Source organism: Dongia sp., assembly GCF_041918875.1.
Taxonomy (GTDB): Bacteria; Pseudomonadota; Alphaproteobacteria; order Dongiales; family Dongiaceae; genus Dongia.
Genome location: NZ_JAYRUV010000011.1, coordinates 1 through 23,389, shown reverse-complemented (window position 1 = coordinate 23,389; position 23,389 = coordinate 1). Strand labels below are relative to the sequence as shown.

19 protein-coding genes and 1 pseudogene are annotated in these 23,389 nt (G+C 60.1%); 9 read left to right on the top strand and 11 right to left on the bottom strand.

What is annotated here, in order from left to right; translation table 11 throughout:
- Positions 1-115: 115 nt before the first annotated feature.
- The 3 genes from ACE3TY_RS12880 to ACE3TY_RS12870 form a co-directional block, all read right to left on the bottom strand.
- The gene (locus ACE3TY_RS12880) at positions 116-823 is read right to left on the bottom strand and encodes a B3/4 domain-containing protein (RefSeq protein WP_374653515.1); all 708 of its coding nucleotides are present in this window, start codon (positions 821-823) and stop codon (positions 116-118) included.
- 8 nt (positions 824-831) lie between these two features.
- Entirely contained in the window at positions 832-1,260 is a 429-nt protein-coding gene (locus ACE3TY_RS12875) for an EamA family transporter (RefSeq protein WP_374653513.1), read from the bottom strand.
- 71 nt (positions 1,261-1,331) lie between these two features.
- Positions 1,332-1,895 carry a helix-turn-helix domain-containing protein gene (locus ACE3TY_RS12870; protein ID WP_374653511.1) on the bottom strand — a complete coding sequence of 188 codons (564 nt, stop codon included), beginning with the start codon at positions 1,893-1,895 and terminating at the stop codon, positions 1,332-1,334.
- A gap of 128 nt (positions 1,896-2,023) precedes the next feature.
- On the opposite strand from ACE3TY_RS12870, the gene ACE3TY_RS12865 reads away from it, so the two are divergent.
- The 4 genes from ACE3TY_RS12865 to ACE3TY_RS12850 are packed head-to-tail and all read left to right on the top strand — an operon-like array spanning position 2,024 to position 4,662.
- Positions 2,024-3,208 (top strand): PLP-dependent aspartate aminotransferase family protein, encoded by a 1,185-nt coding sequence (locus tag ACE3TY_RS12865; protein WP_374653509.1) that lies wholly within the window; start codon positions 2,024-2,026, stop codon positions 3,206-3,208.
- Positions 3,189-3,317 (top strand): hypothetical protein, encoded by a 129-nt coding sequence (locus ACE3TY_RS12860; protein WP_374653507.1) that lies wholly within the window; start codon positions 3,189-3,191, stop codon positions 3,315-3,317. Before ACE3TY_RS12865 ends, ACE3TY_RS12860 begins: the two co-directional genes overlap by 20 nt.
- Positions 3,318-3,353: 36 nt before the next feature.
- Positions 3,354-4,001 carry an FMN-binding negative transcriptional regulator gene (locus tag ACE3TY_RS12855; protein WP_374653505.1) on the top strand — a complete coding sequence of 216 codons (648 nt, stop codon included), beginning with the start codon at positions 3,354-3,356 and terminating at the stop codon, positions 3,999-4,001.
- A 49-nt stretch (positions 4,002-4,050) separates the two neighbouring features.
- Positions 4,051-4,662: a pyridoxamine 5'-phosphate oxidase family protein gene (locus ACE3TY_RS12850; protein WP_374653503.1), complete on the top strand. Its 612-nt coding sequence runs from the start codon at positions 4,051-4,053 to the stop codon at positions 4,660-4,662.
- 225 nt (positions 4,663-4,887) lie between these two features.
- Here the strand turns inward: ACE3TY_RS12850 and ACE3TY_RS12845 are convergent, their stop codons facing one another.
- Genes ACE3TY_RS12845 through ACE3TY_RS12835 form a run of 3 tightly spaced genes read right to left on the bottom strand, consistent with a single transcriptional unit; the run spans position 4,888 to position 9,522 of the window.
- Entirely contained in the window at positions 4,888-6,351 is a 1,464-nt protein-coding gene (locus ACE3TY_RS12845) for an efflux transporter outer membrane subunit (protein WP_374653501.1), read from the bottom strand.
- A gap of 4 nt (positions 6,352-6,355) precedes the next feature.
- Positions 6,356-8,311: a MacB family efflux pump subunit gene (locus ACE3TY_RS12840; protein ID WP_374653499.1), complete on the bottom strand. Its 1,956-nt coding sequence runs from the start codon at positions 8,309-8,311 to the stop codon at positions 6,356-6,358.
- Positions 8,312-8,313: 2 nt separating this feature from the next.
- Entirely contained in the window at positions 8,314-9,522 is a 1,209-nt protein-coding gene (locus ACE3TY_RS12835) for an efflux RND transporter periplasmic adaptor subunit (RefSeq protein WP_374653497.1), read from the bottom strand.
- 100 nt (positions 9,523-9,622) lie between these two features.
- Between ACE3TY_RS12835 and ACE3TY_RS12830 the strand changes: the two genes are divergently transcribed.
- The 5 genes and pseudogenes from ACE3TY_RS12830 (at position 9,623) to ACE3TY_RS12810 (ending at position 15,746) form a co-directional block, all read left to right on the top strand.
- Positions 9,623-10,396: a response regulator transcription factor gene (locus ACE3TY_RS12830; protein WP_374653495.1), complete on the top strand. Its 774-nt coding sequence runs from the start codon at positions 9,623-9,625 to the stop codon at positions 10,394-10,396.
- A complete protein-coding gene (locus ACE3TY_RS12825; protein ID WP_374653493.1) occupies positions 10,393-11,709 on the top strand; it encodes a sensor histidine kinase in 1,317 nt (438 codons plus the stop codon). Before ACE3TY_RS12830 ends, ACE3TY_RS12825 begins: the two co-directional genes overlap by 4 nt.
- 100 nt (positions 11,710-11,809) lie before the next feature.
- Positions 11,810-12,268 (top strand): annotated as a pseudogene (locus ACE3TY_RS12820) (transposase); the annotation flags it as partial.
- A 399-nt stretch (positions 12,269-12,667) separates the two neighbouring features.
- Positions 12,668-15,160: a DEAD/DEAH box helicase gene (locus ACE3TY_RS12815; RefSeq protein WP_374653491.1), complete on the top strand. Its 2,493-nt coding sequence runs from the start codon at positions 12,668-12,670 to the stop codon at positions 15,158-15,160.
- Positions 15,161-15,440: 280 nt separating this feature from the next.
- Positions 15,441-15,746, top strand: a complete 306-nt coding sequence (locus ACE3TY_RS12810) for a hypothetical protein (protein ID WP_374653489.1) — start codon at positions 15,441-15,443, stop codon at positions 15,744-15,746.
- A 93-nt stretch (positions 15,747-15,839) separates the two neighbouring features.
- On the opposite strand, the gene ACE3TY_RS12805 is transcribed toward ACE3TY_RS12810, so the two are convergent.
- The 5 genes from ACE3TY_RS12805 to ACE3TY_RS12785 form a co-directional block, all read right to left on the bottom strand.
- Positions 15,840-17,048 (bottom strand): Wadjet anti-phage system protein JetD domain-containing protein, encoded by a 1,209-nt coding sequence (locus tag ACE3TY_RS12805; RefSeq protein ID WP_374653487.1) that lies wholly within the window; start codon positions 17,046-17,048, stop codon positions 15,840-15,842.
- Complete coding sequence (locus ACE3TY_RS12800) at positions 17,048-20,530, bottom strand: SbcC/MukB-like Walker B domain-containing protein (protein ID WP_374653485.1); 3,483 nt, start codon at positions 20,528-20,530, stop codon at positions 17,048-17,050. Before ACE3TY_RS12800 ends, ACE3TY_RS12805 begins: the two co-directional genes overlap by 1 nt.
- Before the next feature lie 20 nt (positions 20,531-20,550).
- The gene (locus ACE3TY_RS12795) at positions 20,551-21,213 is read right to left on the bottom strand and encodes a DUF4194 domain-containing protein (RefSeq protein ID WP_374653483.1); all 663 of its coding nucleotides are present in this window, start codon (positions 21,211-21,213) and stop codon (positions 20,551-20,553) included.
- Positions 21,213-22,718, bottom strand: a complete 1,506-nt coding sequence (locus ACE3TY_RS12790; protein WP_374653481.1) for a Wadjet anti-phage system protein JetA family protein — start codon at positions 22,716-22,718, stop codon at positions 21,213-21,215. The genes ACE3TY_RS12795 and ACE3TY_RS12790 overlap by 1 nt, the downstream gene beginning before the upstream one ends.
- 209 nt (positions 22,719-22,927) lie before the next feature.
- Positions 22,928-23,281 (bottom strand): transposase, encoded by a 354-nt coding sequence (locus ACE3TY_RS12785; RefSeq protein ID WP_374653781.1) that lies wholly within the window; start codon positions 23,279-23,281, stop codon positions 22,928-22,930.
- Positions 23,282-23,389: the final 108 nt, after the last annotated feature.

The following is a 23,389-nucleotide window of genomic DNA, read 5'->3' as shown; positions in this document are numbered from 1 at the left end:
CCGCGCCTGCATTCCGCCGCATCGCCACCCGTTACGACAGACTCGCCCTGACCTATCTCGCCATGGCCAAACTCACCGCTGCCCGACTGTGATTGCGTGCTTATGAGTCCGCAGCCTAGGCCGTCCCATCTGGCAAAACCAGGCTCATGTCGATACGTGCTCCCGGCGACATCTCTTTCAGTCCGCTAACGAGCTTGTCGCCAGCTTCCTCGAGTGCGCGTTGTGGCATTGAGCCAAGACGCTCCAGGATGAACCAGATTCGGCGAGTGTCTGCGTTCACCCGCGTGCGCACGCCCTGCCGCCAGTTCCAACGTCGACACGTGACGCCCTGATCATCGCGCCAAACGACTTCGCCGGGGTCAGGTGCTTCGATTGCGGGGTTACCATCCTTGATCGTGTCGAAGGCTTCCGACCCATCTGCGATGGTTAGCTTTGGCGCTCCTGCGTATGCATCAAGGTTCTCGCCGCCGACCGGCACGGCATATTGAAGGCTAATAGCGTTGTACAGGTCGACGATGGGGTTCACTCGCGGCAAGGCACCGTCGCGAAGGAACCGCTTTCGAAGGGCTTCCGCAGAACACGGAGTTCGCTGCGGTTTGGCTCCGAATTTCTGAAAGACCTGCGCCCAGGCTGCAAGATGCTCGCTCGCCCAGTTTGGCGCGTCCGGCCCCGCGGCACCGAAGGCTTCCTGCAATGCCCTTTCTCCGACCGACGCGATCAGGGGTTCGCCGATCTCCATCACGATGCTTAGCGCCCTGAAGTCAGGTGCAAGCGCCGCCACACGCGGATCGATCGAAGGCGTCATGCTTAGCGTCTTGTTCATTGCCCCGCCTATTTCTGATGGAAAACCACAAGCCATGTTCCGACGAGCGCGAGGCCAAGGCCCGACATCTGCCATTTGTTGAGGCTCTCGCTGAGGGCCAGGAATCCGATAATGGCAAGGAGTATCACCGTCGCTGTGCTGGCGACACTGAACGCCAGTCCGATCGACCAACCTTGTCGATAGGCAAGGAGATAGCCGATTTCGATGCCAACGACCGAAGCCGTCAGAAGCAGAACCGGCCAGCTGAGCAGGGGCTTCAGATCGCTCATCGTCATGGACTTAGCGCCGACGAAGGAAAGGCAGACGCAGGAGACCGTGGCAATCGCGTAGACGACCGCCAACAGCAAGAAAGGCCTCGTTCCCGACGGCATGGCTTTTTGAGCGACGTGATATAGAACCTGCGATACGATCGCGATTGTGATACTGAGCGGGTACATGGTTGGCTCGGCGTTGAGTGAACTTCGATAAGAGTTCGCGGCAGGCAGACCCGGGTCAATCGATCTGCCTGTTACGAGTTTGGTGCGTTTTCATGGACGACCATCGAGAAGCGAACCTTCTTCTTGCCATGACAGGCATAGGCGTGGGCGCAGTCGGTTCGCGCGAACGCCGAGGATCCCGCGCTCACCAAATAGCTTCGGCCATCGACCTCAAGCGCCAGCGTGCCCTCGACAACGTTCAGCAACTCCTGGGTCCCAGCCGGATGAGGGCGAGCCTCAAACCTTTCGCCAGGGACCATGCACCAGTCCCAGAGCTCCAACATATCCGGACCCTCCGACCCAATCAGCAGAGTCGCTGACCCACCCTTCGGCCCTTGCCAAAGAACGGGCGAGGTCCCCGGAGCCACAATCCGGACTGACCTGCTGGGATGATTGTCGGTGCTCACAAGATCGGAGACAGAGACCCGGAGTGCCGCCGCCAGCTTGCATAGCGTGGAGATACTGGGATTGGCGCGACCCTGTTCGATCTGAACAAGCATGCCCTTGCTGATATCGCTCCGAGCAGCCAGCTCGTCGAACGTCAACTGCGCCCCTTTACGCAACGAGGAGACGCGACGCGCGATCGCTTCATTCATCTCGTTGCCCGTGCCGGGGGCGATGGGCTCCGCGTCTGTCATTTCAGGCCTTTGGTCATTATATTGACTTTCTCAGTCAATATAGATATACCGCTCTGCCAATGTCAACCTATTGCCGGAGCCGACCATTGAATAGAAGCAGGAATTTCCAAGCTGAAACGCTGGTCGGTCATGCAGACAGCGACATTGATGATGTCTCTTCGGTGGCGCCGGCCATCTACCAAACCGCCACCTTTTGGGCCGAGTCCGACGAGGACTTCGACGAGATGTCCAACACAGCTCGTCACAACCGCAATTACACGCGCGACGGCAATCCCAATTTCTCTCGCGTAGAGTCGATCATTGCCGCACTTGAAGGCGCGGAAGCTGCGCAGCTGGTGGCATCCGGTATGGCAGCCGTAAGCTCGACGGTCCTGACCCTAGTCGGCAAAGGAGATCATGTTGTTGCGCAAAAGTCGCACTACATGGGAACGTCCCAGCTCTTCAGCACTGTCTTGCCCAAGTTCGGCGTGGAGGTGACGCTCGTCGACCAAGTGGATCCAGAAGCATTTTCACGCGCGCTCAAGCCAACGACGAAGCTGATCTATGTTGAGACGCCCACCAATCCCCTGATGACATTGGTGGATCTGGCAGCGATTGCGTCACTGGCGCGCGCAAAAGGTATCACGACCGTTTGCGACAGCACGATCGCCACCCCCATCAATCAGAAGACCATCCAGATCGGCATCGACCTTTCGATCCATAGCGCGACCAAGTTTCTCGGTGGCCACCATGACCTGATGGGTGGTGTGGTGACCGGCGCAAAGGACCTGATTGAGCGGATCTGGCACTCGACCGTCGTTTTTGGCCCGACGCCCGATCCGTTCAGCGCGTGGCTGCTGCTACGCGGGCTGCGCACGCTTCCCTTGCGCGTGCGTGAGCACAACCGGAACGCCCTCAAGGTGGCGGAATTTCTTGAGAGCCATGCTGCCGTTAGGGTTGCGAATTATCCCGGCCTGCCGTCGCATCCTCAACATGCGTTGGCCACGCGCCAGATGTCGGGTGGTTATGGCGGGCTTATGAGCTTCGAGTTGAAGGGCGGCTTTTCCGCCGCTCAGAAGTTCATAAATGCTATGGAGCTCCCCCGGCGGGCCGTGAGCTTCGGCGGATACGAGACGCTTGCCACGCAACCGGCCGCCATGTGGAAAGGCGCTGTCGGCGAGCAGAAAGCGATCGAAGCCGGCATTCCTCTGGGCCTGATCCGCCTGTCGGTCGGATTAGAGGCCAGCGAGGACCTCGTTGCGGACCTCGATCATGCGCTTGGGCAAGTCTGATTCCATGAATGGCGCCAAGCTTCGACGCTATGTCGCGGCCGGCGTGCTGATCGTGCCCGGCGTCTACTTCCTCTGCTCGATAATCGTCGACTTCGCGGCATCCAGGTAAACTCGATGTTGTCATGTCGCCATCCAAGGAGCGTTCATGTACGTCCCAGCGCACTTTGAAGAACCGCGCAAAGAAGTCCTCCACGATCTCATTGAGAGGGCCCCACTCGGCATCCTATTCACCAATGGCCGGAGCGGCATGGACGCCAACCACATCCCCTTCCACGTGAGCAAGAACGAAGGGCAACACGGCATCCTGCATTGTCATGTCGCTCGCGCCAATCCGGTATGGGAAGATATCGCGACGGGAGATGAAGTGCTGGTCGTGTTCCGCGCGGCTGACGCCTACATTTCGCCGAACTGGTATCCGAGCAAACGGGAATTTAGGAAGCAGGTGCCGACCTGGAACTATACCGTCGCTCACGCATACGGGCGGGCGACGATCCGCGACGACGAGCGCTATGTGCGCGGCGTCATTGCACGGCTCACGCGTACACATGAGTCCAAGCAAGAAAATCCTTGGAAGATGAGCGATAGCCCCAAGGACTACATCGACGCCATGGTGAAAAACATTGTTGGCATCGAGGTGGAGATCACGAAACTGGTCGGTAAGCTCAAGCTGAGCCAGAACCGGGAGGCCCGGGATATACTTGAGGCCGGCGAAACCCTCCAGAAGCTCGGCAGCGAGCAGATCGGGGATGCCATGTTAGCGTTCGGCACTGAGAAAGCTAAGCGGTATGACTGAGGGCGCAGTGTCATCACTTCGCGGCTTCGTGAGGCAACCCAGAGAGGCCTTGAACCAAGCCGATGTAGAAGCATTGCTTAACGGTGCATTTTGCGGCCGGACGGCAACCGTTGGAGCTGACGGGTATCCGTACATTGCACCCAATCTCTTCGTATGGATGGACGGGCAGGTCTACCTGCACACGCCCCGGCACAAGGGCCATTTCCTTGCCAATGTTCAACATTCCGACCGTGTCAGCTTCGAGGTCGACGAGCCCGGCGAGATCTTTCCGTATGGTCACGTCGAATGCGACACGTCCGTCTCCTATCGCTCCGTCATCATCTTCGGCCGCATCCGCACCTGCGTGGACAAGGATGAGCAGCGAGCATTCTTCAGCGCCTTCCTGACAAAATACGCGCCGAAGGAGTCCTGGGGGCGCGAGATCGGCTCATTTCCGCGCCTGGCCGGCCCCATCGTCTACGCGATCAGGCCGGAGATCGTCACCGGCAAATTCAGTGCCCTGCCGGGTGTCGAAGAGCGGTGGCCCAGCCAAAATAATACGCTTTCGCCCAACTGGAAACCCAAGTCGACTAGGTTGCGTACTCATAGAGGATTCCCATTTGGGCGGGAACGTGATTCAATTTCCGTGGAGGAGATTGGGTCATGCCACGATACGAACTGACAGACGCGGGGGTCTGGGACCACCTGATGGATGTAGTGACGGCCAAGCTGCTAAGAGGATGAGGCACAGCACCGTAGCGGGTCGGCCGACATAGCCGCGGAAAAGCCCGAGCACGCGCTTGGCGGACACCGGCGCCGTCTCCGGGGAGCGACAGCTGCGTACGCCATCGTCGCTCGGAAGACCGCTCGCCTCCACCTTCAGTCTGCGATCGAGGATCATCATGGGTCACCTGGGCTCCGGCGTCGGCATGGTTCCGATCGCAGCAGGCTTTTCCTCGATCCTCGGGCCGCCCCCCAGCACCAGACACAGCCTGGTGTGATTGAGCAACCGGTTGTAGCGATTCTCCAACAGAGCTTCCTCCGCAGTTCGACGCATCTGCTGCGCGTCCAACCACGGCTTCAGAGCAACCGCACCCGCGCGATAGCGCGTCTCATAAATCCGCTCGGCCGCGCGTGCGGCGGCCAGCGACTGCGCAAGCTGGTCCCCTTGCTCGGCGTACTGGTGCCGCGCGGAAAGCGCGTTCTCCACGTCGTTGAAGGCGGCGTACAAGACCTGCCGGTAGTTCACGACGGCGGCCTCGTATTCAACCTTGGACACCTTGATGTTCAGCAGCATCGAATTGATGTTCAGGAATGGCAAGGTAATGCCGGCGCCCAGAGTGCCGATGGGGTTCTTCAAGAGTTCGGTGAGCGCCACACTGCTGCCGCCGAGCGACCCGGTCAAAGACAGGGTGGGCAGGTATCGCGCCTTGGTGGCGTCCACTTCCGCCAGAGTCCGGCGCAGACGCATCTCCGCCGCCTTGAGGTCGGGGCGCCGCCCTAGAACCTGCGCAGGGAGTCCGGCGGCGATCTCCGGCAGTGCGGCACGCGGCATGGCTGCCGGCTCCGCATGGGCCGTGCCCGGGGGGCTGTCGAACAGGATGGCCAGCGCGTTGCGCGCCTCCGATTGTTGCTGGACCAACTGGGTTCTGTTCGCCAGTTGCGCCGCCAGGCTCTGCTCTGCCTCCAGCTCTTCGAGCGCCGAAGCTGCGCCGGCGCCGTGCTGGGCTTTGACCAACGCAAGAGTCCTCCCCGCGTAAGCGATGCTGTCATCGCTCAGGGCGAGGCGTTCGGTCAGGTAGCCGAGCTGCCAGTAGAGGTCTACCACTGTGCCGACCAGCGATAGCGCGATTGCATCGCGGTCCTCGGCGGTCGCCTTTGCCTCCCAGGTCTTGGCATCGGTTTCGCGCGCAACACGACCCCACAAGTCAAGCTCCCAACTGACCGATCCGCTGACCGAATAGGACTCGGTCACGCGCGCAGCCTTATCCGAACCGGCCCCCTCGCCGTTCTGCTTGGTCTTCGGCGGGTTGAAACGTTCCTCCCGGCTCGCACTGCCGCTCGCGCCGAGCACAGGCAGGAAATCGTTGGCAGCAAGGCCGGCGGCGAGCTGCGCCCGTCGCACCTTGAGGGTCGCCACGGCCAGATCGCTGTTCCGCGCCAGCGCCGCAGCCACGAGAGCGTCCAGCGCGGGATCATTGAGCTCGACCCACCAGCGATCGATCAACGGCTCGGAGGATTCCCATGCGGTTTGCCACTTGGCCGGCAGCACAACATCCGGCGCCGTGTACCTGCTTTCCAGTAGAAAGCCGCATCCGGAGAGCAGAAGAAAGAGCGGGACTGGGCCGAGCCGGTAGATACGTACAGCCATGCGACTACTCCCGCGCCAGTGCTTCGACCGGATCCAGACGGGCCGCATTGCGCGCCGGAAGAAAGCCGAAGGTGAGGCCGATCAAGGTGGCGCTCGCGGAGGCGAGCACCATAGAAGAACCGGAGAAAATCATTTTGAAGTCGGAGCCAAGCACGTCCATGACCGCACCCACAGCCAGAGCCCCGCCGATACCGAGAAATCCGCCGATCAGGCAGATCAGGACCGCCTCGATGAGGAACTGCTGAAGAATGTCGCTTCGTCGCGCACCGATCGCGACCCGCACGCCGATCTCGCGCGTCCGCTCCGTGACCGATACCAGCATGATGTTCATAACGCCGATGCCACCCACCATCAGTGAGATGACGGCAATGGCCGAGATCAGGAGGTTCAGCGTCGCCGATGTATTGTCTATCGCCCGCTTGAAGCTGGAAGCATTGAATGTGAAGAAGTCCTTGGAGCCGTGGCGTTGGGTGAGGACATGTACGATGCCGCTTTCGGCCGCGGCATCCGACACGCTGTCGGCCAAGCGCACCACGATGCTCTGCAGATGGGATTGGCCGACCAGCCGCCTGAGGGCGGAGGAATAGGGCATCCAGACTTCGAGATTCTGACCGCCTTCGAAGACATTGGTGCGTTTGGCAGTTACGCCGATCACCCGGGCGGGAACGTCGCCGAGGAAGATCACCTTGCCGATCGGATCGATTCCTGGCTTGAACAGCCGTGCACGCGTGTTGGCATCTATAACGACGTCCTGGGCAAGTGCGCGTACGCCGGCCGCATCGAACAGCTTTCCTTCAGCGAGGCGAAGACCCCGGGCCTGGAAGAACCGTTCGCTGACCCCGTTGATCGTGCCGCTGACCGATGCATTGCCGTAGCGCAGGCTCGCACTCTTGCTGACGACCGGCGAGACGCTGTCGACATAGGGCTGTTGCGACAGGATTTCGGCGTCGCTGGCGGTGAGTGTCTGAATCATTGCCGCGCGCTCATCGCCGAAATCGCGGCCTGGATAGATCTCGATCGTATTGGTGCCGATGGCGTTGATTTCCGCCAGGACGCGCTCCCGCGACCCGGCACCGAGTGCCACCACCGAAATGACGGCGGCAATGCCAATCACGATCCCCAACATGGTGAGAAAGGTACGCAGGCGGTGCGCATTCATGGCAATCAGGGCCATGCGGAAAGCGGCAGCGAACCGGCGGGGAAAACCAGCCAGCCAGCCGGCTCCAACCGCCTCAATCGCCACGGCACCGATGCGCGTGCGCACCGCCACGGCGGATCCGGCGGCCGGCTGATCGGAGACGATCTCGCCATCGCTGATCTCGATAATGCGCTGGGCATGCTGCGCCACGCCCATGTCATGGGTGACGATGATAACCGTATGGCCCTCGGCATTAAGTTCCTGGAGGATCCGCATCACCTCCTCACCACTGTGGCGGTCAAGAGCGCCGGTCGGCTCGTCAGCCAGGATGACGGCGCCGCCGTTCATCAGCGCACGGGCGATGCTCACTCTCTGCTGCTGGCCGCCGGAGAGCTGCCCGGGTCGATGATCCATCCGCGCAGAGAGTCCCAGCCTGCCAAGCAGGGCCTGGGCGCGCGCACGGCGATCGCCGCGCCCGGCATAGACTGCCGGCACCTCGACATTGTCGAGCGCCGAGAGATCAGACAGCAAATGGTAGCGCTGAAATATGAAGCCGAAATGCTCGCGCCGCAGTGCGGCGAGCGCATCGGGGTCAAGCGCGCCAGTTTCCCGGCCGGCGACCCGGTAGGTCCCGCTGCTCGGCCGATCGAGGCAGCCAAGGATGTTCATCAAGGTCGACTTGCCGGAACCCGAGGCGCCGACGATCGCCGCCATCTCTCCGGCCTCGATTGCCAGATCGACACCCTTCAGCACGACCACCGTCTGGTCGCCTGCCGGAAACTCGCGGCGGAGATTTCGAACTTCGAGTAGGGGAACGGCCACGATCAGAATCCCAGCAGCGGGTCGCCCTGTGCCGCACCAGCCTGAACCGGCGCGGAACCCAGGATCACCTGCTCGCCTTCCTGGAGACCACGCCGAACCTCGATGTTCGCGGCATCGCTGATTCCCGTCTCGATCTCGCGTGGCTGGGATATGCCCTTCGCGTCGAGGATCTGCACCATAGCCCTGCTGCCGTCGGACACACCCAGAGCGGTCAACGGGATCGCCAAGACACCCTGGGCCTTTGCCAGCACAATCGAGACCTGCGCCGTCATGGCGATGCGCAGCCGTCCGTCCGGGTTCGCGGCATCGAACAGGCCATTGTAATAGACCGCTGAGCTCGATGCGTTGGAGCTGCCCGCCGAGCTGCTGATTGCGGTACTCTCATCCTCTTTCGCCACGGATTCCGGCGCCAGCCGGATGGCGCGCAGCTTGGCGGCGTATGGATGGTCGGGAGCGCCCAGGATCGTGAAGGTGACTGGCATGCCGGGCGCAACCCTGACCACGTCGGCCTCGGATATCTGCGCTTCAACCGTCATCGTCTCGAGTTGGGCCAGCTTGACGATCGTCGGCGTGGATTGGACCGCGTTGACGGTCTGTCCTTCCCTGACCGCCACATGGATTACGACACCGTCCATCGGAGCCGTGATCGTGGTGTAGCCGAGGTTGACCTTGGCAATGTCGACACTGACGGTCGCTTGCTGGATTTGAGCGTCCAGCGCTGCAATATCCGCCTGCGTCGCCTTCAAGGTTGCCTCGGCGCTTTCATAATCTTCCTTGGAGCCCGCGTCCTGCCGCAGCAAGAGCTCTCGGCGGGCGAAGGCGAGTTGAGCCTGGCGCAGGCTCGCGCGTTTCGACTCCCGTTGCGCCGTCACGTCCTTCAGGTGGGCTTCCGCCTGCCGCAGCTCGTTCCGCTGGGTCATCGAGTCGATCTCCGCGATCACCTCGCCCTTTTCGACCCGGTCGCCCGGCGCGACCTTCAGCGACTTGATCTGTCCCGAGACCTGAGCGCCAACGCTGACCTGCGCTTGCGCTTTCAAGGTACCGTTGGCCAGAACGCTCTGGACAATGTCGCGACGCCCAACCGTTGCGGTCACGTAATCGGGTTGGTCCGTGGCATCGCTGCGGAACGCCTGGAAGGTCGCACCTCCAGCCAGGACGAGTAGGAGGGCCGTCGCCGGGAGTATGCGACGATAGGGGTTTCGGGACGACATGGGAGGTGTCTTCTTCCGTGGCTGTGTTCACCTTGATATCGCGCTGATGGCCATCGGGCGGAAGGGGGTGTTCTGTAAGGCCTCCGTTGATGAAATGTAAATGTTGCGTAAAGCGGCGAATTGCAGCCTGATTCCCGGCGTGCTTTGGCCTATATCTGAAGCCGAAAGGGACGGTGGCGTGCGAATCCTACTGGTAGATGACGATGCGGAGCTAAGCGCAATGCTTGGCGAGTACCTCGCCGCGGAGGGTTTCGAAGCGGATTCCGTGCTGAACGGAGAAAGCGGCGTCGAGGCTGCCCTCTCCGGCAGGTACGCGGCCGTTGTGCTCGACGTCATGCTGCCACGACTAAGCGGCGTGGAGGTGCTACGTCGAATACGCGAGAAGAGCCGGGTGCCAATCATCATGCTGACCGCCAAGGGCGACAACATCGATCGGGTGATCGGGCTCGAGCTGGGCGCCGACGACTACATGCCAAAGCCATGCTATCCGCGCGAACTGGTGGCGCGGTTGCGCGCGGTGCTGCGTCGCACCCACGAAACCGGGGCGATGAAGCCGGCCGCGACCGACCAGTGGATTGTCGCCGGACCATTGCAGCTGTCGCCCGGCCTGCGCCAGGTGAACTGCAACGGTGCACCGGTCGATCTTACCGTTTCCGAGTTTAACTTGCTGGAGACCTTGATCCGCGCGGGCGATCGCGTTGTATCAAAGGACGATCTGTCCACTCGCGCGCTCGGACGACCGCGGGAGGCCTATGACCGCAGCGTCGATGTTCATGTCAGTAACCTCCGGCAGAAGCTGGAGGGTGCCGCCGGCAAGACGCTCGAGATTCTTACCTCCCGTGGGGTTGGCTATCGGCTGAAGGTCGGCGGATGAAGCACCGCTTGTTCTGGAAAATCCTGATTGGATTCTGGATCACCTTCATCGTGATGATGGAAGGTTTGTGGATATCCTTCGCTCTCTACGACGAGGCCACTTCTCCCCTCTGGGATTACGAAGCCGACGGGCGCATAAAACTCGATGCACTCACCGCCGTGTTGCAGACTGCCGGACCTGGGCGCCTGGACGCCATCGTTAACGCTTGGCCAGACGACCACCGACAATTGTTCAGCATCCGCCCGATGGAGACCACAGCCTCCGGGGTATCGGGCGGCATCTCCCGATCGGGTGACCTGCTCTCCACGGCGACGCGGGACCCGGCGGGGTCGGCCTGGATTCTCAGCTATGATTTGGGTCCTGCCAGGCAGGAACTCGAAGGCACCAGCCTTTTCGAATTGCCGCCCGACCTCCTGGCGACTGGCGCGGTCGGCGGATTGCTGTTCAGCGCTGCGCTGGCCTGGTACCTCGCTCGACCGATTCAGAGTTTGCAGAGCGGCTTTCGTCGTTTCGCCGAAGGCAAGCTCGGAACCCGGCTGCAGCCTGAGATGGGCAGCCGCCGCGACGAGATCGCCGATCTTGCCCGGGATTTCGACCAGATGGCGGCACGTCTGCAGCAGCTCGTCGCAGCCCGGGATCAGCTGCTACACGACGTCTCCCATGAGCTTCGCTCTCCACTTGCGCGATTGCAGGTTGCCATCGACTTGGCGCGTCAGAATCCAGACCGTCTTCACGCGACGCTGGAGCGCGTCGACGCGGAATCCCGACGGCTCGACGAATTGGTCGGCGAGTTGCTGACCCTATCGCGGGTGGAGAGCGGCGTGCCGGCCTTTGACGACTATTTCGACCTGGGCGAGCTGCTGCGGAAGATCGTGGAGGATGCCCGCTTCGAGGCCCAAGCCTCTCAGGTTTCGATCGTTGCAAACCTGGCCGAGACCGAGCCCGCTGTCCGAGGCAATGCAGAGCTGATGCGCCGCGCCCTTGAGAACATCATCCGAAATTCGTTGCGCCATTCGACTGCCGGTGAGGCGATCTCGGTCGATCTCATTTGCGATCGAAAGGAAGAGGTCTTTGAAGTTCGCGTTGCCGATAGAGGGCCCGGCGTCCCCGCAGAGGCACTGGAGCGGATGTTCGAGCCCTTCGTTCGCTTGGCAAACTGCGCCCCACATTCGGTTGCGTCGGGTGGTTTCGGACTGGGACTCGCCATCGCGCGCCGTGCTGTCATGGCCCATGGCGGGACGATCCGAGCGGAGAACAGATTGCCACAAGGACTGTGTGTCGTGGTTCGCCTGCCGTTCGACAAAGAAAAATGAAATCGGCATCGCTTGGCCAGCTCCGTACTACGCGGTGGCCTGAGCCCCTAGACTTCCTCCATTTTTGGGCAGAGTCCGTCTTTGGATAAGAGAACGGAATGTGAAGCGATCGAGGTTTATGGAAGAGCAGATCATCGGCCTCCTGCGGGAGCAGGAAACCGGAGCGGCGACGGCGGATGTCTGCCGGAACCACGAGGTGAGCCAGCGTCGGGCGTGTTCTACGCTGTCGGTGGACCGTTCCTCGATCCGCTACCGCGCGTCGCGATCCGGCGGTGCTTCGGCTATCGGCGCCCGCTGGTGCTGGGCGAGAGGGGATCCAGATGAATCACAAGAAGCTGCGGCGGCTCTATGCCGATGAGCGGTTGCAGGTGAAGAGGCGCGGCGGCGGCAGGCGTGCCCTGGGCACACGAGCCCCCTGGCGGTCCCGCAGGGAGCGAACCAGCGCTGGTCCCTGGATTTCCTGAGCGACGCCTTCACCGACGGGCGGCGTTTCCGCATCCTGGCTGTGATTGATGACTTCACGCGGGAATGCCTGGCCCTGGTGGCCGAAGCGCGCCTGCCCGTTACCGATATCTTGGGACGAGCAATGGGCGCTGTTGATCGTTTAGTCGCGCGCGTTCCGTCATCGCGTTGACGACGCGCCTCACTCTGATCATTCCTGCTAACCGGCCTCATATTGCATGACCACGACAGCACCCAACCGCTCCGTCGTAAGCTGCCGTGCGCCCATTCAGATCGCGAGCGGCCTCGCGGGCGTCGCAGGTTGCTCGGACATTCGTTGTGAGCCGAGTGGAAAGGACTTGACGGTCCGCGACTCGGAATTTGACGATCGCAAGAAGAAGTTCGCGCTTGCACGTCGGCCCGGTGATCGTCCAAACCACCGAGCCGGAGGATACGATCACCGGCGCGATTCGGCCCTCAGGCCGGAACGGCGCATCTCTTGGATCAGAGTTCTGAAATGGAACGTGCAGCGATGCCATCAAAGCTCCGTAGCCGCGCTTCCGCCGGCAAGGCGGGGAAAGAACCCAGGTTCTCGCGTACCAGCGCACCCGCCGATCTGGCGCCGAGAGATTGGCAGCGGGCCTTGCGCCGCCAGTTCGGCAGCGAGCAATCGTTCGGTCTCGAAAATCTGGGCGACGAGCCCTTCTTCTCGGAGTTTCGCGTCAGAAACCCCGTTTCGAATTCCGCCTACCGCGTGGCGATCCGCGGCCTAGGGCCGGGCGGCAATTTTTGTTCATGCCCCGATTACGCCACCAACGAACTGGGGACCTGCAAGCACATCGAGTTCGTTCTCTCCCGGCTTACGAAGAAGCGTGGCGCCAAGGCCGCATTTGCGCGCGGCTATAAGCCGGCATTCTCCGAGCTCTATCTGCGCAACGACGGTGGACGCGCGATCTATTTCCGCGCCGGCACTGATTGCCCGCCGGCCCTGAACAAGGCGGCTGCCTCCCTCTTCGACACTGTGCGCGGTGGGTTGCTACGCGAAGAGCGCTTTGCCGACCTGGAGCATTTCATCGCCAAGGCATCGGCGAGCAGCCACGATCTGCGCGTCTACGACGACACGTTGGATTTCATTGCAGGCCGCCGTGACGCGGAGCGACGAGCCCATATGCTGGACAAGCTGTTCCCGCATGGCGCGGCCGATCCAAAGCTGGAGAAGCTGCTCACGGTGCCGATCTATCCGTATCAGGCGGAGGGCGCGCTGTTCGCCGTGCGCACCGGTCGGGCCTTGATCGGCGACGACATGGGCCTGGGCAAGACTATCCAGGCGATCGCGGCAGCGGAGATCTTGGCGCGACACTTCGGAGTCACGAAGGTGCTGGTGATCTGCCCCACCTCGCTCAAATATCAGTGGCAGAGTGAGATTGCGCGTTTCACGGCGCGGCGGGGCGAGCGCGCGCCACGCATTGTCGAGGGGGGACGCGCGCAGAGGCAACAGCTTTTCGCCCTGGATGATTTCTGCAAGATCACCAACTACGAGAAGCTCCAGCCCGACCTCGATTTGATCGCCACCTGGGCGCCAGAGCTGGTGATCGTCGACGAGGCGCAGCGTGTGAAAAACTGGAACACAATCGCCGCGCGCGCCTTGAAACGCATCGACAGTCCCTACGCAGTCGTGCTCACAGGAACGCCGCTGGAGAACAAGCTGGAGGAGCTGATCTCCATCGTGCAGTTCGTCGATCAGCATCGCCTGGGGCCGACCTGGAAGCTCCTGCACGAACATCAGGTCAGGGACGAAGCGGGCCGCGTCACCGGTTACTCCGGGCTGGAGAAGATTGGTCGCACGCTGGCGCCGGTCATGATCCGCCGGCGCAAGTCAGAGGTGCTGCGGCAGCTGCCGAGCCGGACCGACCAGAACCTGCTGGTGCCGATGACGGAGGCGCAGATGACCTGCCACCGGGAGAATGCTGACATTGTGGCGAAGATCGTCCAGCGCTGGCGTAGGACCAAGTTTCTCTCCGACGGCGACCAGCGGCGCATGACCTGCGCGCTCCAGAACATGCGCATGTCGTGCAACAGCACCTATCTGCTCGATCGGGAGACCGATCACGGTGTCAAGGCCGATGAACTGGCAGCGCTGTTCGACGAAATGTTCGCGCAGCCGGAGGCGAAGGCGGTGGTGTTCTCCCAGTGGCAGCGCACCCACGACATCATCATCCGCCGTCTGGAGGCGCGGGGGCTGGGGTACGTGAGCTTCCATGGCGGAATCCCGTCCGAGAAGCGTCCGGCACTGATCGAGCGCTTCCGCCAGGACCCGGCCTGTCGCGTACTCCTGTCGACCGACGCCGGCAGCACGGGACTCAACCTGCAGCACGCGTCGACCCTGATCAACATGGACCTGCCGTGGAATCCAGCGGTCCTCGAACAGCGCATCGCGCGCATCCACCGCATAGGCCAGAGGCGTCCGGTGCAGGTCGTGAATTTCGTCGCAAAGGGCACAATCGAAGAGGGCATGCTCTCGGTGCTGGCATTCAAACGATCATTGTCGGCGGGAATTCTGGATGGCGGCAGCAGCGAGATTTCACTCGGTGGATCGCGTCTCAGTCGCTTCATGAAGGATATTGAGAACGTCACGGCCCACATGGGCGGGGGCGAGGTCCTCACTCCAGCCGAGGAGGCAGGCAGCACAGCTGCCGGATGTGCCGGAGCCGTGGACGATGCGGGCGCGGCAGCGCCTATCAGTCAGGTGGCCGAACGGCCTGACGGAACGGTTGCGTCGGTGCGCGAGACGAATGGCGATCCGTGGCGGGTCTTGATGAACATCGGCGCACAATTCCTTGCGGCCTTAGCTTCCGCCAACGGTCCCGCTGCGGCGCGCCCGTCGATTGAGAGCGATCCCGTGACCGGCGCGTCTCACCTCAAGGTGCCGCTCCCACGGCCGGAAGCGATGGGCCAGCTGGCCGATGTATTTTCGGCGATTGCCGAGACCCTCCGCAAAACTGCCACATGATACCGTGGGAATCCGCCTGAGTCGAACGGCGAGCAGTCATGCGCATCGACCCGAAGCGGAAAGGAATCTCGCCCATGAGACCTATCTGTCATTGCGAGAAATAATGCGCCCTGCACGCTGCTTTTGCCGCGCCAGTCGGCGCCCATTCCCGATGCGAAATTAAAAAAAGCTCGCAAGGGCGCTGAAAACAACGCCTGACGCCATTTTGGGCAGACACCCACCAATCGAGGCAGGCTTCTATGATCCCAAGGCTGGCGACGAACTAAGCTATTATGGAAAAGTGACCATTCATTTTTGTGGTGGCGGTGCATCGCTATTGCTTTCCATTACGCAAAGCGAACTCAATCGCTTGCATGGAGCGCTACAGCATGACGTTGCCTTTGTCGCGGTGAATAGTCTGTCTAATCAGACGGTATCCATCAGGACTAAAGCCATCGCCGACTTGTACTTTTCCAGTGAAGCATATGACGACTATGGCCCTGAACACGTGACATATACAGATCACACCGATCTGCAAATGCCGGATGCACGCGATTGGGAAATTGTCGAAGCATTGGCGGGTGGAAGCCATTTTTTGGAAAGCTAGGTTCGACTCTTTAGCTGAGTTAGCCGACCTACATGAATATGAACGCCATAGTTTTCATGGGCGGAAAGGAAAAAGCGATTTATCTACCGAGGTTTACCGAGAATCCTTTTCGCCTGCGACAGGACTAACGGGGTCAATAAGCTCCTGCTCGACGATCCGGGAATTTTCGGACAAAAGCCAAGCCGCGAGATTGGAAACAGAAGAGCCAGATTCCGCAATGCCTCGAAGCACATGGCGGCTCTTCAGCGGGGCCTGTCCATGCTTGGCTGCTATGTCAATTGACATGAGGTGGGGCTTCAGGGAAATCCCGGCCGGTTGACATATCTCGGTTTCGAGATACCGGAAAATGGCTAGTCCACCGCCGTCAATATCGCCCCAATGGTACCAAGGGATATCCCGCCGTCCTTCGGCGATTTTCTTCAGTGCCTTCGCCGTCGCCGAGGAGGGCCAACCGCCCGTGAAAATCACCGCCCCGCAGTCCATTATCCGATGCACGTAGGCGTTGAAACTTGCCTTGTTCTCAATCGTGAGGACATAGGGCGCATCGCCTTTCCAAGCGATCGTCTCGGCATTGGGTGCCGTGACGGCGGCATAAACGGCAAAAAGAGAGAGGTCGATTTCTCCACCAGAGCCGGCAACAAAGGGGCCACGGACAAGGATCGGATCCGGATAAGTTGAGAGGCCGAAAACGGCAAGAGGCTCTTCGCCCACTTCTAGCGGCGGCAGGTCAAGCGCATGCCGCAAGATTGCGGCAACCACACTTTCCACCTTCTTCAAAGCCTTGCTATCATGGGTGTGACTGGCACTGAACGCTCTGTAAGTGGTTCCAGGCGAAACCCCGCCCTCGAGCGCCATAGCCAGCTTCAGCGCGGTTTCGGCATCGTCGGCGTCGTCTATGCCTAAACCCCGCCACGGCTTGTGCTCTGACCAAAGCGATACGATCGCTGCTCCTTCCATTGCCACCCAGTCCGGCATTTCGCCAAGACCGGATGAGATCCTCCTCCAGATATCTTCCGCCCGGCTTCTCCTTGGTTCGCGCACCAGAAAGGGGTAAAGGCCTGCCGGGTCTTTCAAGATGACATTACGGATAAGATAGTCCTCTGCGCCCGTTTTCATCCGGATGGCTATGATCCCGTCTCTTTCCAGATGACGCATTGCTTTTTCGAAAGCATCGGCCCGTTCGGCATTCATGTTCCGATAATCTGGTTCGACCAGGATCGATTGACGGCGCTCTGGCTGACTTTCATAGACGTCCAGCATGTAGTTGAGCGCCGCCAGGGAATCGCCGAACTTCCGGGCCATTACTCGGCGACCTCCGTCTCCGGTATCGGGAATCCAATATCGGTAAGGTCGGCCGGCTCGCCAGTCTTCTTCAGTGCCATGACGGCACGGACATCGTTCACGGAAAGACCGTGGGGGTTGCCTTCGGATACCCTCTTGCGACCTTCCTTCCTGGTATAGGAAACGCTGTAATCGCCTTTGTCGCCGTCGCGATAGATGTCGATCAGCGTATCCATCGTCTCGTAGACCATCGCTAGCTTGTCCGAGGGCGCCGCGATGATTGTTTGCAAGCCGATGGCCTTGAAATGATCGAGGATCAGCCGCTGGTGCTTCTGGTCCAGCTTGGAGAATGCTTCGTCCAGCACAATAGTCCCGACACCCGCCTGCCGTGCCATGCGCAAATCCTGATTGCCGTGCCAACAGGCCGACAAGGCGACGCTCATCGTGACGTAAAATGGCGCCTGCCCCTCGCCGCCGGAAAATTTGCTGCGATCACGTTCGAGATTGATCTCCGTCCCGGTTTTCTGATCCTTCATCAAAATCTCGAACCGGTACAGGTTTCGATAGTCTTCCCAGATGCCGATATCAAAATTGTCGTCGAACAGCATTTGATTGATCAGCACGGCGACCTTGTCATCCGGATTCGGCGCGTCAAGAACCGAATTGGCGAGGCTGTCGTCGCTTTGAGCGCGCATCACGAAACTCACCAGAGGTTCATGATCCGCCGCAGGGACGGCGCGAAAACGATAGCGTTCACCGCAGAACTCCCGCTGCTGCAGAAGGCCGTTCATCCGGCTCAGTTCCTGTTGCATCGAATTGATGCGATCGAAGAGATTCGAGATAAGATCGGTCTTGACCATGCTTTTGGCGGTGACGACAGCTTCCGCCGCGCGCGCCTCATGCTCGACCAACTCGTTCGATTCAATGTACTGAACGAGATTCTCGAAAAAAGGCTGGATGTCCCCGGTGATCGTGCTGGCGCGCGTGAATTCTGCAGCCGTCTGCCAGCGGGCATTGAAATCCGTAACCTGGTCGCGGACCTCGTCGCCGAGCGTGCGGTATTGATGCTGAGTCTGTTCGACTTTTTCGCGCGCCTTCTTTTCCCCATCCAGCAGCATATCAGGCTGCCCGACCGGCCGGCGACCACCCAGGATGACACGAGCTGCTTCAAAAGCCTGCGACCGGGAGATGGTCTGACGCTTCATTTCCAGGCGACGCCAATAGAGATGCGCAAGAGAGCCGACATTATTCTCACCCTCTCTCAGCTTGGCGCGAATGGCGTCGGCCTTCTCGTTCACTTTCGCATGCTGCGCCTTTCTCTCCAGGCGCTCCCTATCCAATGTCTGTATCTCCGCGTCGATGCCGTCCCGCTTGGCGGCATACTCCGGATTGATCTCACTCTCCAGCTTGCGAAGCTCGGCTACGACACCGGTCAGGCTTTCCTTCGCGACGCTATAACCCAGGATCACGGCATCGGCATGGACCTGTCCCATCTCGGTGATCACATTTACCGAGGTGACGAACTTCTCTACAGCCTCCACTTGGGACCCCAGGCTGGAGATTGCTGTTGAGAGAAAGGCTCGCTCCTCTTCCAGGATTCGGGGATCAGAGGCGGCGGCGCCCAGCATGAGGCCGCCGGCAAGCCGCATTGTCCGCACGACGATTCCATCATCGAAGATACATTCGCGGGTAATCGCCCGGCCTGCCAACTTTAAATCGACAATGCCGTTGGCGCGACGGATATTGCCGAAACGTTTATCGATATAGATCCGGGCATCCCGATGCGATGTCTTCAGGACAGCCGCGATGCTGTCAGGACGATGCCCGGCCGAGGACCAGTCGTCCTTGTCGGTCCCGGCGACGCGGCAATCCTTGAATCGAGGATCCTTGAGCAGTGCCTTGGCATCAGTCGCATGGGCAGCATCGACGAGAATGGCCTCGCGATCTCTGCCCAGCAGCGCCTCGGCCGCCTCCGTCCAGCTCGGATCGGAACACTCCACCAGTTCACACAAAACTTTGGGGTTCATACCGCGACGGGCGAGCTCGGCCTTGAACTCTCTGGCCTCACGGGAAAGTGCGATGTTAAACTCACGCAGGCTCTCCAGAAGTTCCCGCACTTCTTCGAGACGGGAGCTCTTTTCCTTCTTCTCCACAAGAATTTTGCTCATGGCCGAGCGGGCTAGCTCGATCATCCGGCCCGAGTGCTGAGCCACTTCGGCGATGGCGCCGACCACCGCCGTCATTTCCCGCGGCCAATGCGGGTGCTGGGCAAGGCGCACTGATTCGGCGATGGCGTGAAGAGGCTCCTTGATCATGGAGAGATCGATAGAACTCTTGGCTTCGCTGCCCCGCTGAATTAGCTGACAGACCGATTTCCAAACGCGGTCGAGCTGCGCTTCGGCATCGCGAACTGCCTTCTCGGCTGCCTTTTCCTGTCCCTCCAGGATGGCGCGCTGGCCGGCATTGCTTTCCGCCGCAATGAGAGTGAGCACGCCGTTGTATTCGACCTTCTTCTCGGCAATCAGATTTTCATAGCGCTGAAACTCGGCATCCAAGGAAGCAGCCTGTTCTTCATAATATTTGAGTTTCGCAACATTCTGGAAGTAAGCGGACCTCGCGGAAGCGTAGCCGAGGAGCCCCGCCGCCCCTCGATGATCCGCTTCAACGCCGAGGAGATATCCATATCGCTCCGCATTGGTGATGATGGATTTGCCGAGCTCAAGGCGCTCTCGGTCCTCGCGGATTTTCTTGTGGAGATCGCGGTAGGTCTGAACCGATGTTTTCAGGTTCCGGATATTGATCCGATTGTCCGACAGCACGAATTTCTGAACGAAGTCGGTCGTCGACTTCATCTTCTCGGCATCATAGGCGTAGGCGCTGGCCAGTGCCTTGGCCAGGCGCCTCGGTTGCAATGCGTGCCCCGAGGTCGATATCAGGCGCGTCCAGTTGCGTATAAAAGAATCCGCCTTGTCGTCGAACATGGCCCCATCGCCACGGGCGGTTTCTTCGATCATGCGGCGACAGATTTCCCATTCCTTGACCTTCCGCTGGCCGCTTCCCTCGGTAACAAACATCGAAGTTGAAAGCACGCTGCCCGGCATGATGAACCGGCCGCGCAAGACCTCGCTGCTATCCTCCAGGCCGGCTTCCAAATAGAGGCCGATCGTCAGTTGGCGCTGCCCGGTTTCGTCCGAAAAGCCTAGAAATACAACTGTGTCGGCACTGGTTCTGGCGAATCCTGTCTTGAGAGCGCCGAGGCAATAGTCACGCACGCTGCGGCCGCTTTTGCGGCCGTCAAGCGCCGTCTGATTGAGCTTTACCAGATTCTTGTCGTTGCCCAGCATGACGGTCAGTATCATGTCGAGCAGGCTCGATTTTCCGGCGCCGGTCGGGCCCATGACCGCCACATCGCCGACGACATCGAAATCCTCGCAGGCAACCAGATGCCAGTTGATAAGGCCCAGGCGGACAAGCCTGATTTGATTCTTGATGTCGATGTCCACGACTGTCTCCGCTTGCCAGCTCAGGCGACATCCTCGTTTTCGTCGGGTTCGTCGGTATCTCCAGCATCAGATAGCGTCGATGTTTTCCCGACGGCGAAACTAACCAGCCGGTCGGCGAGATCCGCCGTGACGAAACTCTGGATGATCGGCCGGATTTCCACCTCGTAGTCGAAGTTTTCGGCGTTCTCGTCACCGATCACGACCAACGAGCGGCGTGCGAAATCCTTCAGCACCTCTTTGAAGCGTGCCTCCTTGATGAGATCGTGCTTGGTAATCATCTTGATCTCATTCCATATCTCGTAGCCGCTGGCCTTGATGACACCGCGATACTGAGCTTCGGCGTTGTTGATGCCGTCCTGCCAGGTCTTGGCCAGCATCAGGAGAACCAGTGTCTCGTCGCCCTTCAGGCGCTCATCCGGCAGGATCTCGTACATCGTTTCTTCCGGCACCAGCCCGACCCACTGCTCACTGGTATTGTGATGGAGCGTCAAGCCCTCGACGCTGAAATAATCTTCAAGAAAGACCTGGATGTCCGGACGGGTCAGTACCTGGTAATGCGATCCGGTTTGCCGGTCGCCAGCCCAGATAAACTGGCGCCGGTGAAGATGGTAAAGCGCCTTGCGGACCCGGTCGTACATCTCCGGTGTCTTCGCAATCTCGTCGAGTTTCTGTGAAGGGAGCATTATGCGGCATCCCTCTGCTTGCGCCTGATGTGGAAATTGTCGGTATCGATCCAGTCATCCTCGCGCCGGCCCGCCATCCTCTCAAAAACGAAGTCCTTGTGGACCCCGAGATGCAGTATCTCCATGCGAAGCTTCATGAAGGCGAAGAATTCCGGCACATCGTTGATCTGCAGCATTTTGGCGTCGATCGTTTCGCCCGGCCGAACCTTGCGGTCCAACCATTCCATCACTCGCCCGAAACTCGGATTGGCCAGCAGATTCCAGCGATGCGTAAGGGCCCGCAGCGCGACGATCGCCGGATCTTTCTCGGCAATGGCCAGAGCCTGCCTTTCGGATCGTGTCCGCGGTGCCGGCGGCACTGAAAAGGATCCGCGCCGGCCGGCATTGTTGCCCTTGTCGAGCCGGCCAGGCGCCATCACCAGGCGAGTATAATAGGTGAGCGGTTCCTTCCGGGCGCGCGCCAGTACATATTCCGCCCGGCCCACGGCTTCGATCGCACGGGTCAGCGCTGCGCTGGTCCTGTCGTTGATCCGATCCATGTACCGGACGGTATTGTTGAGGCGCAACTCCAGCTCGTGGCGGAACCTGTTGAGATTGCCAAAAGCGGCATCGATGCTCTCGAAGGCTTCCTGGATATTGCCTAGATGGGTGTAAACGAGGCTTTCCGCTTCTTCCTGGTCTGGTGCCACCTGATTGGCAACGTAGCCGTGCGCGACTTGGCGTAGAACCGCCGCATCGTTCATGAGGCGGCCTGCCTGTCCGACGATATTGCTCTTGAAACGATAGGGATGATTGTTCATCGTCATCAAGTTTTTGAAATCCTGGATGAGGACACGGCCGACGAATTCCTCGAGCAAGGCACGCAGGCGCCCTTTGATGTCCGTCGCGTTCCTCAGTTCTTTGCGAATACCGACCAGCGTGGCATGAATGGCGCGGAGGCGCCGAATGAAGCCAGCTGCGGAATCCACAGCCTTCTTGAGACCAAGCGCGTTCTCTTCCGGCCGCGCCTCGATCGCGTTCAGCGCATTGCGGATCTCGATCACGACACCACCCAGATACTGCTCCAATCCGCTGTCGATCTCGTTGAGGCGCTCGGCCAGAGCCTGTGCCGGCAGCGTCATCTCTGCGCGAATGGCGAACAATTCTTCGACTTCCTCGATCCAGCCGCAATTGACGAGCCGCGCATAGATATGATCAGCCTTCATGGCGATCGGATCCCGCTGCTCAGTATTGACGCGGCGCCGCCGGCGCTTGCGGCCGCGGCTCGCCACGACATCCGGGATGATCTCGAACTCCTCATCTTCGTCGATCCAGAGATCCTGGTGCTCGAAGAGATACCGCGCGATAAAATCGCAAATCTCGCTGCGCTTGGGCGCGAGATGAAATTCGAAGGTACCGTAGAACTCGCGGTAGATTCCGAGAATTACCTTGGCATAGAGATGTCGGTTCTGACGGCTGAACACCAGAAATGCATCCTCGTGCAGGTTTCCGAACAAGCCACTCATGAGATCTCCATCAGCTCGGGCTACTTGTCGATTCGGCCCAATCGAAGAACTGGAACGCATGCGGAACATTGTGATTTAAGGTTTTTGGAGGGCCGTCGTCAACATTTACACGCGCAGATATACACTATCTCGATGGTCCCAACTTATGTAATTGATATTACTTAATTATTTTTAGATACGAGAGTCTGTCTGCATGCCGTCTTGTCGCATTAGATGAATCTAGGCTGCGGGCTCACAAGCCCGCAACCATAGGCGGGCAGCGGCGAGTTCGACCATGGCGCGATAGGTGGGCGCGAGCCTGTCGTAACGGATGGCAATGCGGCGGAATTGTTTGATTTTGCTGAAGAATCACTCGACCAGATTGCGTTTTTTATAGAGGGCTTGCTGAAGGCGATGTGGTCGATGCGATTTGATTTTGGCGGAATGCAGGCGTGGCAATCTCGATCGTCGATGACATCCCGTATCCAGTCGGCGTCATATGCTCTGTCGGCAAGGACCGTGGCGCCCTTAGGCAGATCATTGAGCAGCAGTTCGGCCATGGGAGTGTCGTTTGCCTGCCCCAGTGGAGTTCAGGCTGCACTGGCAGGCCGTTGCCGACGACCCGCGCATGCTGCTTGGTCGTCAATCCTCCGCGACTTCGACCCAGACAAGCATCTCCACTCTTTTTTGAG

What these genes read in the sequence shown, in the direction of transcription:
- ACE3TY_RS12880 (WP_374653515.1), bottom strand. Translation starts at nt 823, where the DNA reads ATGAACAAGACGCTAAGCATGACGCCTTCGATCGATCCGCGTGTGGCG.
- ACE3TY_RS12875 (WP_374653513.1), bottom strand. Translation starts at nt 1,260, where the DNA reads ATGTACCCGCTCAGTATCACAATCGCGATCGTATCGCAGGTTCTATAT.
- ACE3TY_RS12870 (WP_374653511.1), bottom strand. Translation starts at nt 1,895, where the DNA reads ATGAATGAAGCGATCGCGCGTCGCGTCTCCTCGTTGCGTAAAGGGGCG.
- ACE3TY_RS12860 (WP_374653507.1), top strand. Translation starts at nt 3,189, where the DNA reads ATGCGCTTGGGCAAGTCTGATTCCATGAATGGCGCCAAGCTTCGACGC.
- ACE3TY_RS12855 (WP_374653505.1), top strand. Translation starts at nt 3,354, where the DNA reads ATGTACGTCCCAGCGCACTTTGAAGAACCGCGCAAAGAAGTCCTCCAC.
- ACE3TY_RS12845 (WP_374653501.1), bottom strand. Translation starts at nt 6,351, where the DNA reads ATGGCTGTACGTATCTACCGGCTCGGCCCAGTCCCGCTCTTTCTTCTG.
- ACE3TY_RS12835 (WP_374653497.1), bottom strand. Translation starts at nt 9,522, where the DNA reads ATGTCGTCCCGAAACCCCTATCGTCGCATACTCCCGGCGACGGCCCTC.
- ACE3TY_RS12830 (WP_374653495.1), top strand. Translation starts at nt 9,623, where the DNA reads ATGTTGCGTAAAGCGGCGAATTGCAGCCTGATTCCCGGCGTGCTTTGG.
- ACE3TY_RS12825 (WP_374653493.1), top strand. Translation starts at nt 10,393, where the DNA reads ATGAAGCACCGCTTGTTCTGGAAAATCCTGATTGGATTCTGGATCACC.
- ACE3TY_RS12815 (WP_374653491.1), top strand. Translation starts at nt 12,668, where the DNA reads ATGGAACGTGCAGCGATGCCATCAAAGCTCCGTAGCCGCGCTTCCGCC.
- ACE3TY_RS12805 (WP_374653487.1), bottom strand. Translation starts at nt 17,048, where the DNA reads ATGGCCCGGAAGTTCGGCGATTCCCTGGCGGCGCTCAACTACATGCTG.
- ACE3TY_RS12795 (WP_374653483.1), bottom strand. Translation starts at nt 21,213, where the DNA reads ATGCTCCCTTCACAGAAACTCGACGAGATTGCGAAGACACCGGAGATG.
- ACE3TY_RS12790 (WP_374653481.1), bottom strand. Translation starts at nt 22,718, where the DNA reads ATGAGTGGCTTGTTCGGAAACCTGCACGAGGATGCATTTCTGGTGTTC.